This is a genomic window from Exiguobacterium sp. s152 (genome assembly GCF_018618335.1).
Classification (GTDB): domain Bacteria; phylum Bacillota; class Bacilli; order Exiguobacteriales; family Exiguobacteriaceae; genus Exiguobacterium; species Exiguobacterium chiriqhucha.
Genome location: NZ_JACSLX010000002.1, coordinates 515,846 through 527,656, shown reverse-complemented (window position 1 = coordinate 527,656; position 11,811 = coordinate 515,846). Strand labels below are relative to the sequence as shown.

Here is an 11,811-nt window from a genome sequence, read left to right as displayed (position 1 = left end):
ATTATGAAAATATGGTATGTCGCTTCAGAAGCGGCACCGTTCATGAAAACGGGGGGGCTTGCCGATGTCATCGGCTCGCTCCCTCAAGCGGTGTCTAGCCTTGGTGAAGAAGTGAGTGTCATCATGCCGAAATATGGCACGATCGCTCAAGAATACGTAGATGAGATGGAGTACATGTTCGATCTGATCGTTCCGGTCGGCTGGCGCAAGCAGTTCGGTGCCGTCCTCAAGCTTGAACGCGATGGAATCACGTATTACTTCATCGACAACGAATATTACTTCAAACGAGAAGGCGTGCTCTATGGCCATTACGATGATGCCGAGCGCTTCGCATTCTTCTCTCGTGCCGTGCTCGAGATGATCGGGAAGCTCGAAGCGGAAGACGTGCCTGACGTGCTCCACTGTCATGATTGGCAGACCGGTGTCGTCCCAGCCTTCTTGCGGATCCATTATCAACATATCGAGGCGTATCAACGCATTCGTACCGTCTTTACCATCCATAACCTGCAATATCAAGGCATCTTCCCGGAAGCGGTCCTCGGCGAGTTGTTACAGTTCGGTCCGGAACACTTCACGGCGGAAGGGATTCAACATAACGGTCTCGTCAACTACATGAAGGCGGGTATCGTCCACTCTGACCAAATCACGACGGTCAGCCCGTCTTATCGCGATGAGATCATGGAACCGTATTACGGAGAGGGACTCGATGCGACACTCCGTTACCGGTCTGTCGACGTCCGAGGCATCTTGAACGGCCTCGATTTGGCGACCAATGATCCGAGCACGGACAAGCGCATCGCCCAGACGTACAATCTCGATACAGTCAAAGAAGGGAAGCTCGCCAACAAGCGTGAGCTTCAAGAGCGGTTCGGCCTCGAGGTACGTGACGATGTCATGTTGATCGGCTTCGTCAGTCGACTCGTCGAACAAAAAGGTCTTGATTTGATTGAAGCGGTGAGTGAGGAGCTCGGGAACTTGGACTGTCAGTTCGTGTTCCTCGGGTCGGGTCAACCGGAGTATGAGGGCATCGTCCATCACATGACGGCGTCGCACCCTGGCAAGGTCGGGTCGTATATCGGTTTCGATATCGAACTCGCACACTTGATTTATGCCGGATCGGACGCATTTCTCATGCCGTCCCGCTTCGAGCCGTGCGGTCTCAGCCAGCTCATCTCGATGCGTTACGGGACGCTCCCGATCGTACGAGAGACGGGAGGACTACGCGATACGGTCAAACCGTATAACGAATACACACAGGAAGGCACAGGCTTTGGTTTCTTGAACTATAACGCCCACGAGATGCTCGCGACGATTGAGAAATCGATTCGTGTCTTCTATGATGATAACAATTGGAACGCGCTCGTCCATCAAGCGATGACCGCGGACTTCAGCTGGAAACAATCTGCGAAGCAATACCGTGAGTTGTATCACCTATTTGCATGACCGGAAGGAGTTTTACACACATATGTTTACAGACAAACAGAGCTTCGTCACTTCATTCCAAAAGAGATTTGTCGCATTAAACGGGAAGTCGTTTGATGAAGGGACCGAGCAGGAAGTGTATCAAACGTTGGCAACGATGGTGCGTGAGCAGGCAATCCCGAAATGGATCAACACCCGCGACAAACAAGAAGAAAAACAGAGCAAACAAGTCATTTATTTCTCACTTGAATTTTTGCTCGGTCGTTTTCTGTATAACAATTTGCTCAGTATGGACGTTCTCGAAGTCGTGCAAGAGGGTCTCGATGAACTCGGATTCAACTTCACCGACATCACCGAGTATGAGCCAGAACCAGGTCTCGGCAACGGCGGTCTCGGCCGCCTAGCCGCTTGCTTCCTCGACTCGCTCGCAGCGCTCAGTCTCCCAGGGCACGGAAACGGGATTCGCTACCGATACGGCTTGTTCAAACAAAAAATCGTCGACGGCTATCAAGTCGAGTTACCAGACAACTGGCTTCGTGACGGGAACATGTGGGAGACGCGCCGTGCCGATCGAGCCGTCGACGTCAATTTCGGTGGTTGGATCGAGATGCGGCAAATCGGCGACCGGCTTCGCGTCGTTCACCATCCGGATGAAGTCGTTCGAGCGGTACCTTACGATATGCCGATCATCGGCTACAAAAATGAGGTCGTCAATACGCTCCGTCTTTGGAACGCCGAGTCACCGTTTGACGACGAGGAGTACATGGAACGGACGAAAGGTTCGTACAAAGACCTGCTCAAACACAAACAATCGATTGCGACCATCTCTGAGTTCCTATATCCGGACGACACGACATACGAAGGAAAAGTGTTGCGTTTGAAACAACAGTACTTTTTCGTCTCGGCGGGCGTCCAGTCGATGATCACGTCTTACTTACGTCATAATAAATCCTTGAAACACCTCGGCGACCATTATGCCGTCCATATTAACGACACACATCCGGTCGTGGCTATCCCTGAACTCATGCGGATTTTGATGGACGACCACGGTTACGGGTGGGATGAAGCGTGGCGCGTGACGAAGAGCGTCATGTCGTTCACGAACCATACACTCCTCGCCGAAGCGCTTGAGAAGTGGCCGGTCGAGATGTATGAGCGGTTATTGCCGCGTATTTATCAAATCATCACGGAAATCAATCGCCGTTTCTGTAAAGACGTCCTCGTCAACTACCCGCATCTCGAGCCGCATATGGGCGAGATTGCCATCGTGTCGAACGAACACATCAACATGGCGAACCTTGCCGTCGTCGGCTCACACTCGACGAACGGGGTGGCCCGAATTCATACGGACATCCTGAAGCAGCGTGAGATGCGTCACTTGTATGAGATGTTCCCACTTCGGTTCAACAACAAGACGAACGGCATCACGCATCGACGCTGGCTCCTCAAGTCGAACCCACGTCTCTCGAACTTGATTACCGATGCGATTGGTCCATCGTGGATCGAACATCCGAACGATCTCGAGAAGTTGATGGGTGTCTCCAAAGACGCGAGTTTCCAAGAGCAGGTCATGAACGTGAAACAACAGAACAAACTGGATTTGGCCGGCTATATCCAAGCCGAGACGGGCATCGCCGTCGACCCAAACTCGATTTTCGACGTCCAAGTCAAGCGGTTGCACGCCTATAAACGTCAATTGATGGACGCGATGCACATTCATGCGCTCTATCAAAAGATTCAAGCCGATCCGACGTTCACGATGGTCCCACGGACGTTCATCTTCGGGGCGAAGGCGGCACCAGGGTATTATTACGCCAAAGAAGTTATTCGATACATTAACGCGCTCGCAGCTATGATCAACAATGACAAACGGGCGAGCCGCTTCATCAAAATCGTCTTCCTCGAGAACTATCGCGTCTCGATGGCCGAGCGCATCTTCCCTGGTTCAGACTTGAGTGAGCAAATCTCGACAGCGAGCTACGAGGCGTCAGGTACCGGCAACATGAAGTTCATGATGAACGGTGCGCTCACGATCGGGACGCTCGACGGGGCCAATATCGAGATTCGCGATGCGGTCGGGGACGATCACATCTTCATCTTCGGATTGACACCGCAAGAAGTCATGAACTACAAGAAGTTCGGCGGTTATCATGCGGCCGACATCTACCATGCGAACACGGAAGTGCGTAATGTCGTCGACGCCCTCGTCAACGGAACGTTCGACAAGGTCGGAGAATACCAATTCCAAGCCATCTTCGACTCGCTTCTCGTCTATAATGATGATTTCCTCGTGTTGAAAGATTTCGCGTCTTACATGCAGGCGCAACGACGCGTCGACGAGGTGTTCTCGGACAAGGCACGCTGGGCCGAGAGTTCAATCGTCAACACGGCCAAATCGGGAATCTTCTCGAGTGACCGGACGATCACGGAATACGCGAACGCCGTCTGGAACATCAAACCGACGAGCGTGAAATAAAAAAAGCGATCCACCCGTTACGGGTGGACCGTGTTTTCTGGATAACTGATCCAATCAGAGTAAGACCCTGAGTACAGCCGGACGTCATCTTTGCCGAGGGCGTGTAACGCCAAAATGTTCACGCAGGCGGTGACTCCGCTCCCGCAATAGAAGATGGGGTTGGGGACATCGAGGACGTTGGCGTATAGCTCTCTCAAATCATGAAAATCTTGAAGTGTGCCGAGGTCGGTGACGGCTTCGGTATACGGACAAAGGACGGCGTTCGGGATATGGCCCGGTTTGCGATCAATCGGTTCATGGCTGCCGTCGTACCGGTCGGCCGTCCGTGAATCATAGAGCCCGCCCGTGACCGTGGCGGCACGGACGTCTTCGATCGTCGCAATCATCTCGTCTTGGAACGCTGGGACGTAATCTGAGGCGGGGTAGGACGGAACGTCCGTCGTCGTCTCGCCGCAGTAAGTGATGCCGGACTGAATCCCGCCCTCGAGCACGATGACACGCTCATGGCCGGCCCATTTGAATAACCACCAAGCACGGGCGGCATAAGGGAATCCGTCATCGTAAATGATGATCAAATCATCTTTTTGAATCCCGATCCGGCGAAGCGTCTCGGTCCATGCTTCTTTTGACGGCAGTGGATGGCGTCCGCCATGTTCGGAGACGGGACCGGATAAATCTTCCATCAAATCGAGGAAGACGGCGTTCGGGAGATGTCCCTGTCGATACACATACTTTCCGTATGAGGCGTCGTTTAATGAATAACGACAATCAATAAAGCGAATCGAGTCCGTATGGACGATGTGTTTCAATTCTTGGGCACGCATAGTTGGAAACATAGTATCACCTCGAAGTTTCGTTACTCCCATCGTATACAAGATGGAACAAATTGGCGAGTACTTCGATTGAATTTTTGAATGTCGAAAGGGGAACTGACCATGACATGGCAACAGACATATGACCGATGGAAACAACACGAGGCACTCGAGCCACATTTACGCGCTGAACTCGAAGCGCTCGAACAAGACGAGACATCACTCGAGGATGCCTTCTATAAGACGCTCGAATTCGGGACGGGCGGTATGCGCGGTGAAATCGGTCCAGGGGCGAACCGGATGAACATCTATACAATCCGCAAGGCGTCGCAAGGCTTTGCCGACTTTATCGCTGCATCGGGAGAAGAAGCGAAACGTCACGGCGTCGTCATTGCCCATGACTCGCGCCACTTCTCACCGGAGTTCGCACTTGAGGCGGCACGTACACTCGCCTCGAACGGGATTAAGACATACTTGTTCCCTAGTTTGCGAGCGACGCCAGAGTTGTCATTCGCGGTCCGTCACTTGAACGCGTTCGGCGGCATCGTCATCACGGCGAGCCACAATCCGCCTGAATATAACGGCTTCAAAGTGTATGGCGCCGACGGTGGGCAATTGCCACCAGCCGAGGCCGATGAACTCGTCTCGTACGTCAATGCCATCGAGGATGAATTGACGATTGCCGTCAAAGAGGAGGCAACGCTTCGGGCCGAGGGCACACTCGTCACGGTCGACTCATCGGTCGATGCAGCTTACATGGAAGCCCTCCAATCGATTCGGATTCATACGGACGTCCAAGGCGATCCGCTCAAAATCGTCTATTCACCGCTTCATGGCACAGGACGTCGTCCGGTCATGGAAGGATTGAAAGCATACGGCTTCGAACACGTCACCATCGTCGACGAACAGGCTGAGCCGGACGGGGCATTCCCGACGGTCAGTTATCCGAACCCGGAAGAACGGGCTGCCTTTGAACTCGCGATGCAGTACGGCGATCGCGTCGGGGCCGACTTGCTCATGGCGACGGACCCGGACGCCGACCGTGTCGGTTTCACGGTCCGTGACCGCAACGGCGAATGGTTCGTCTTGACGGGGAACCAGACCGGGGCGCTCCTTATGGATTACATCCTGTCTCAAAAAGTGGAGACGGGCACGCTTCCAACGAACGGTTTCGTTGCGAAGACGATCGTCACGTCCGAACTTGGGGCAGCCATCGCCAAGGCGTATGGGGTCCACCTCGAGAATACGCTCACTGGCTTTAAGTTCATCGGTGAGAAAATCAAGCAGTATGAAGAGTCGGGTCAGTATGAGTTCTTATTCGGTTATGAAGAGAGCTATGGCTATTTGATTGGGGACTTCTGTCGTGACAAAGATGCCGTCCAAGCGTGTTTGCTCGGCGCCGAGATGGCGGCCTTCCACAAACAGCACGGCCGTACGTTATACGATGCCCTTCAAGCCGTCTATGAGAAGTATGGCTTCTACGAGGAGTCGCTCCAATCGATGACGTTGAAAGGGAAAGCCGGTCTCGAACAAATCGGTCGAATGATGGAGGCGTTCCGCGCCAATCCGCCGCAGGAAGTCGGCGGCTACGAAGTCGTCCGCTTCGAGGATTACAAGCAACAAGTCGCGACGAACTTGCGTCAAGGAGAGACGGAAGCAATCGAGTTGCCGTCGTCGAACGTACTCAAATTCATCTTCGAGGACGGCTCATGGTTCTGCCTGCGTCCGTCTGGGACCGAACCGAAAATCAAATTCTATTTCAGTGTCCACGCCGATAGCGCGGAGAAAACGACAGTGAAACGGGAAGCGATTGAACGCGATGTCATGAAGCAAGCGAAAGCAATCGATTAATCGACGACACCGCCCTGACGAGGGTGGTGTCTTTTGTTTGACAAGATATGCCCCCGTCAGTATGATGAGTGTATTGTTCATAACCATGTAATCATATACGGATTATCAGGAAGGCGGAAATTACCATGAAAAAATCATTAACAGCAGTACTTGCAATCGGCGCATCGTTCGGGGTGCTCGCGGCTTGCGGGACAGAGACAGACAGCGGCTCAGAAGAAGCCGTCATCACAGTCGGGACAGAAGCGACGTACCCGCCATTCACGTACAAAGACAAAGGTGAAATCACAGGGTATGACATCGACGTATTGAACGAAGCGGCCGAGCGTGCCGGTTACACGGTCGAATACGAGCCGATGGACTTCAAAGGACTCGTTCCAGCACTCGACGCGGAACGCATCGACATGATTGCCAACCAAATGAGTATCACCCCAGAACGTGAAGAGAAATACGCGTTCTCAACTCCGTACGCGGTATCAGGTGCGCAAGTCATCGTCGCTTCGGACAACGAAGACATTCAAGGCATCGATGACCTCGACGGCAAAGTCGTCGGCTCGACACAAGGATCGGTCTACGCCAAGCTCGCTGAAGAAGCCGGTGCTGAAGTGAAGTTCTACAAAGGCGCGAACCAAGTGCTCCAAGACCTTCAAGTCGGACGTCTCGATGCGGCGCTCAACGACCGTCTCTTCATCTTGACGGAGCTAGAGAAGACAGGTTACGACGTGAAAGCGGTAGGTGACGTCTTCAACAAGAGCGAAGCCGGCTTCATGACACGCCAAGACTCGGACGTGCTCGAAGGCTTGAACGAGGCGCTCGCTGAAATGCAAGAAGACGGCACGATGGCTGAGATCGGTGAGAAGTACTTCGGTGAGGACATCAGTCAATGAGTGAACTGATCACGACCGTCATCGAGAACCGTTCGGCCTATATCGAAGCCGTACAATTGACGTTGATCGCCAGTATCCTGTCGATTCTCCTCGCCTTGGTGCTCGGTCTGATCATCGCTGTCTTGCACAGCAGTCCTGTCAAGGTCGTTCGTTTGTTCACGCGTACGTATATTTCGTTTTTCCGGGGCACACCGCTCCTGTTGCAATTGCTCATCTTGTACGTCGGTCTGACCGGTTTCGTCCAGCTGAGCGGGATGCAGGCGCTCATTTTTGGGTTAGGCCTTCACTTTGCGGCCTATATCTCGGAAGCGTTCCGGGCGGCCATCAATTCGGTCGACCGCGGACAAGTCGAGGCGAGTGTCGCCCTCGGGATTCCGCGTGCGAAGCGCTTCAAGGATATCATCTTTCCACAGGCGTTATCCCGTGCAATCCCACCGGTGTCCAACTCGGTCATCGACATCATCAAATCGACGTCACTCGGTTCGGTCATCGCCGTCCAAGAGTTGACGTACGTGTCAGACCAAATCGCAGCGACGACGTATCTCGTCATGCCGCTCCTCTTGTTCTCGGCATCGATCTATTGGATCTTGTCGACGCTCATCCAAGCGGGGCAGCATCGTCTCGAACGTCGGTATGCGATTCGCTGACACAAAAAAATCCCTTCGATTGGTTGCAATCGAAGGGGTTTTTGTATTAACGGATGACGAGTTCTGTTTCCGTGTCGAAGAAGTGAGCTTTCGTCATATCAAGTGCGAGTGTGACGTCGTCACCCATGTGGATGTTCGAACGTCCATCGATCCGTGCCGTGAACTGGTGGCCACCGAGTTCAGCGTACAAGTACGACTCAGCGCCCATGAGCTCGGCGACGTCGATGTGCGTGCGGAACGTGTGCGTCGTTGGCGAGTCGATGTAGATCGGCTCATCGTGAATTGATTCTGGACGGATTCCGAGCACGAGCTCTTTGCCGACGTAACCGCGGTCACGAAGTCCTTTCATTTTGCCTTCAGGGACATTGATTTCTTCACCGCCGACGAGGAACTTCCCATCAGCCAATTTTCCGCGGAAGAAGTTCATCGAAGGTGATCCGATGAAGCCGGCTACGAAGATGTTGTCCGGGTTTTCGTAAACTTCTTTCGGCGAACCGACTTGTTGGATGATCCCGTCTTTCATGATGACGATCCGAGTCGCGAGTGTCATCGCTTCCGTTTGGTCATGGGTAACGTAAATCGTCGTCGTGTCGAGACGGTTGTGCAATTGGATGATTTCTTTACGCATTTGAACGCGAAGCTTGGCATCCAAGTTTGAGAGCGGCTCATCCATCAAGAAGACTTTGGCATCACGAACGATGGCACGGCCGATGGCAACACGTTGACGCTGACCACCCGAGAGTGCTTTTGGCTTACGTTGAAGGTATTCTTCAAGTCCGAGGATACGGGCCGCATCTTGGACGCGACGGTCGATTTCATCTTTCGGGAACTTGCGAAGTTTCAAACCGAACGCCATGTTGTCATAGACACTCATGTGCGGGTAGAGGGCATAGTTTTGGAAGACCATCGCGATGTCGCGGTCTTTCGGTGCGACATCGTTCATGCGCTTGCCGTCGATGATGAAGTCACCGCTCGAAATTTCTTCGAGTCCCGCAATCATACGAAGCGTCGTCGATTTACCGCAACCAGATGGTCCGACGAAAACGATGAACTCACGGTCCTTGATGTGTAAGTTGAAATCGCTGACTGCCTTCGAGTCGCCACCAGCGTAGATTTTATCGATATGATTCAATTGAATTTCTGCCATGTCGTTAGCCTCCTGAGAATCTGTTCTTGTATAATAGCGCTTACAAGAATGATTATACGATGAAACCGCTTGCATCGTATATGTACACGTTGCACAAAAACGATTACTCAGATTTGTGCAACGTGACAATCAATTGGAGCAGACTGGCATCATAAAAGGTTCGGGCGTCATAACCGGTCGCTTCATAGAGGCGATCGAGCCGATAGTTGAGCGTGTTTCGATGCATGAATAACGCCTTCGCTGTATGCGACACGTTCAATGAGTGGGCGAACAACGCCTCCAATACATCGATTGTCGTCTTATCGAGCGACTCGACGACAGGGGCCGTCAGACGGGGACGTACATCAAAAGTCTCATGGCGTTGTAGTAAATAATGGTATAATAATTGACTAGCAGGGTAAACTTTAGTAGAGAGCTTGGCGAGTGGGAGTAGCGCCTGATGCTGGTGATAAAGTGGCCCTAGGTCACCGAGAGGACGTGCGCTATAGACGACGTGCGCCTCGACGTAACAATCGCTCGCAATCGCCCGCAAGACGTCCTCGAACTCGGTCAGCTCGACGAACTGATCAGTCTCAATGATTTCAACGTGTGACCGGGTCATGAGAACAATCTCTGCTTCAGGCATAAAGTCAGCTAACACGTCTAAAAATTGTTCGAGCGCCTCAGCATCCTGATAATGCAGGACGAGTGACATGAGACGAAACGGCCGGGCGAACCGGTACGTGTCGGTGAGTAGTCGATCCTGCCATTTGGCTTGTCGGGGGTCGAGCCTTGTCAGTAGCGGGGTGGCGGACCATTCGAGCAACTGTCGCTCACGCTCCGTCAGCTCCAGCTTAGGGAGCCCGAAAACTGTGCCGTCCGGGGCTTGATACCAGCGGACGTCACTTGACGCTTCTTCTGACCGATGGACAGCCATTGGGAAAATCGATTTAATTCGTTCAAACGTAGTCAACACAATCACCTCTTCAATAAATGTATCATATTTCAGATCGGAGGCAGACAGTTTGGAGAGTCTAGTCAAAGTATTCATTATGATCGCCATCGGTGCGACAATCGGGGGAGTGACCAACTTCCTCGCCATCAAAATGTTATTCCGGCCCCATCATCCTAAATATATTGGGAAGATGCGCGTCCCATTCACGCCAGGCTTGATCCCGAAACGGCGCGATGAGTTAGCGACGAGTCTCGGTAAGACCGTCGTCAAACACTTGTTGACGCCGGAAGGGATGCGCAAGCGCCTGCTCGATGAACAGGTCGGTGGCCACATCACGTATTACGTCCAAGGCGAGGTACGGACGATGCTACGCTCGGATCAGACGATTCGGTCGCTCATCGAACCACTTTATCCGGATGCCGAGACTCGTGTCTTGGCAGAAGCGGACACGAAGCTCCGCCAAGAGCTCCGGCTCGTCCTCGCGGATGTGAAGACGCGTAAACTGTATGAGATTCTCGGTGAAGACGGCATGGACCGTGTCCGGGGTATCATTCCCGAAATAGTCGATACCTTGCTCGTCAAGTCGGAGGAATATTTCTATTCCGTCGAGGGAGAGGCCCAACTTCGACACATGGTCGACTCGTTCGTCCAGCGTCGGCTTGGATTCATCGCCGGTTTCGTCCAGAACTTGAATTTTGTCGAGATGATTCGACCGGAGATTATCAATATTCTACGTGGCAGCTCGACGCGATCGGGTATGGCGGAAATGATTACACGTGAGTTCGAACGGTTCAGCGAACGGTCGGTCGACACGTTGCTTGACGACCGTCTCGAAGAACGGTTGATTGATGGAGTGACGACAGAAGTCGTCTCGCGCTTGCCGGTCGGGGAGTTGCTCGATCGGACGGTCCACTCGTACACACGGGACATTGAAGACCGCGTCGTCGACGAGCTCGTCCCGGCCGGAGTCCGACTCGTCATCACTCGCTTCACGGATCAAATGGAGACTGTCATGGACCGCCTCAAAATCGACCAAATCGTGCAAGAGCAGGTGAGCTCGCTCGATACATCGTACCTCGAAGAGATTGTTCTCTCGATCTCGAAACGAGAGTTCCGGGCAATAACATGGCTTGGCGCCTTGTTAGGTGGTATGATTGGGTTGATTCAAGGGTTGATTGCCATTATTTGAGGGGCACGCCCTAATAGTATTTAGGAGGACGTCACATGTCACAAACAAACTTGTACGATCATGCTTACCAATTGGAAAAAGCACTTCGCGATTCTGAGGAGTTCACAAATCTCTCTTCACTATACGATCGTGTCAATGCGGATGCAGAAGCGAACCAGTTATTCGCTGACTTCCGTGACATCCAAATGACGCTTCAACAGAAGCAGATGCAAGGCGAAGAAATCTCTGAACAAGAGATGATGGACGCACAAACGAAAATGATGGGCGTTCAACAGAACGAATTGATCATGGAGCTCATGCAAGAAGAGCAACGCATGCATCAACTCGTCACAGAAGTGACGAAAATTATCATGAAGCCACTTGAAGAGCTTTACGCTCCGATGGTCAATGATAACGAAGTTCAATAAGACGTAATGCGGATGGCAATCGAGCCATCCGTTTTTTTGTTG

Annotated in this window: 10 protein-coding genes; 7 read left to right on the top strand and 3 right to left on the bottom strand. The window is 52.6% G+C overall.

Annotation, left to right across the window (positions count from 1 at the left end; genetic code table 11):
• Nucleotides 1-3: 3 nt before the first annotated feature.
• A complete protein-coding gene (gene glgA / locus KNP72_RS06680) occupies nt 4-1,443 on the top strand; it encodes a glycogen synthase GlgA (RefSeq protein WP_214832574.1) in 1,440 nt (479 codons plus the stop codon).
• A 22-nt stretch (nt 1,444-1,465) separates the two neighbouring features.
• Nucleotides 1,466-3,898, top strand: coding sequence for a glycogen/starch/alpha-glucan phosphorylase (locus KNP72_RS06675; protein WP_214832572.1), 2,433 nt, complete (start codon nt 1,466-1,468; stop codon nt 3,896-3,898).
• Between the two features lie 17 nt (nt 3,899-3,915).
• Here KNP72_RS06675 and KNP72_RS06670 read toward each other — a convergent pair whose 3' ends face one another.
• On the bottom strand, nt 3,916-4,734 hold the full coding sequence (locus KNP72_RS06670; RefSeq protein WP_251128902.1) for a sulfurtransferase: 819 nt from the start codon (nt 4,732-4,734) through the stop codon (nt 3,916-3,918).
• A gap of 99 nt (nt 4,735-4,833) precedes the next feature.
• Between KNP72_RS06670 and KNP72_RS06665 the strand changes: the two genes are divergently transcribed.
• From KNP72_RS06665 to KNP72_RS06655, 3 genes are all read left to right on the top strand, one after another.
• The gene (locus KNP72_RS06665) at nt 4,834-6,561 is read left to right on the top strand and encodes a phospho-sugar mutase (protein WP_214720475.1); all 1,728 of its coding nucleotides are present in this window, start codon (nt 4,834-4,836) and stop codon (nt 6,559-6,561) included.
• 125 nt (nt 6,562-6,686) lie between these two features.
• Nucleotides 6,687-7,445, top strand: a complete 759-nt coding sequence (locus tag KNP72_RS06660) for a transporter substrate-binding domain-containing protein (RefSeq protein WP_131472218.1) — start codon at nt 6,687-6,689, stop codon at nt 7,443-7,445.
• The gene (locus KNP72_RS06655; protein WP_021066728.1) at nt 7,442-8,092 is read left to right on the top strand and encodes an amino acid ABC transporter permease; all 651 of its coding nucleotides are present in this window, start codon (nt 7,442-7,444) and stop codon (nt 8,090-8,092) included. The genes KNP72_RS06660 and KNP72_RS06655 overlap by 4 nt, the downstream gene beginning before the upstream one ends.
• 46 nt (nt 8,093-8,138) lie before the next feature.
• Here the strand turns inward: KNP72_RS06655 and KNP72_RS06650 are convergent, their stop codons facing one another.
• The gene (locus tag KNP72_RS06650; RefSeq protein ID WP_214720281.1) at nt 8,139-9,239 is read right to left on the bottom strand and encodes an ABC transporter ATP-binding protein; all 1,101 of its coding nucleotides are present in this window, start codon (nt 9,237-9,239) and stop codon (nt 8,139-8,141) included.
• A gap of 103 nt (nt 9,240-9,342) precedes the next feature.
• Complete coding sequence (locus KNP72_RS06645) at nt 9,343-10,194, bottom strand: PucR family transcriptional regulator (protein WP_214720280.1); 852 nt, start codon at nt 10,192-10,194, stop codon at nt 9,343-9,345.
• Between the two features lie 76 nt (nt 10,195-10,270).
• On the opposite strand from KNP72_RS06645, the gene KNP72_RS06640 reads away from it, so the two are divergent.
• Entirely contained in the window at nt 10,271-11,362 is a 1,092-nt protein-coding gene (locus tag KNP72_RS06640) for a DUF445 domain-containing protein (RefSeq protein ID WP_214720286.1), read from the top strand.
• A gap of 35 nt (nt 11,363-11,397) precedes the next feature.
• Nucleotides 11,398-11,769, top strand: a complete 372-nt coding sequence (locus tag KNP72_RS06635; RefSeq protein ID WP_114166429.1) for a YlbF/YmcA family competence regulator — start codon at nt 11,398-11,400, stop codon at nt 11,767-11,769.
• The last annotated feature ends 42 nt before the right edge of the window (nt 11,770-11,811 follow it).

Excerpts from the sequence above, each read along its gene's own strand:
- KNP72_RS06650 (WP_214720281.1), bottom strand. The coding sequence starts at position 9,239 with ATGGCAGAAATTCAATTGAATCATATCGATAAAATCTACGCTGGTGGC.
- KNP72_RS06660 (WP_131472218.1), top strand. The coding sequence starts at position 6,687 with ATGAAAAAATCATTAACAGCAGTACTTGCAATCGGCGCATCGTTCGGG.
- KNP72_RS06655 (WP_021066728.1), top strand. The coding sequence starts at position 7,442 with ATGAGTGAACTGATCACGACCGTCATCGAGAACCGTTCGGCCTATATC.
- KNP72_RS06670 (WP_251128902.1), bottom strand. The coding sequence starts at position 4,734 with ATGTTTCCAACTATGCGTGCCCAAGAATTGAAACACATCGTCCATACG.
- KNP72_RS06665 (WP_214720475.1), top strand. The coding sequence starts at position 4,834 with ATGACATGGCAACAGACATATGACCGATGGAAACAACACGAGGCACTC.
- glgA (WP_214832574.1), top strand. The coding sequence starts at position 4 with ATGAAAATATGGTATGTCGCTTCAGAAGCGGCACCGTTCATGAAAACG.
- KNP72_RS06675 (WP_214832572.1), top strand. The coding sequence starts at position 1,466 with ATGTTTACAGACAAACAGAGCTTCGTCACTTCATTCCAAAAGAGATTT.
- KNP72_RS06640 (WP_214720286.1), top strand. The coding sequence starts at position 10,271 with ATGATCGCCATCGGTGCGACAATCGGGGGAGTGACCAACTTCCTCGCC.
- KNP72_RS06635 (WP_114166429.1), top strand. The coding sequence starts at position 11,398 with ATGTCACAAACAAACTTGTACGATCATGCTTACCAATTGGAAAAAGCA.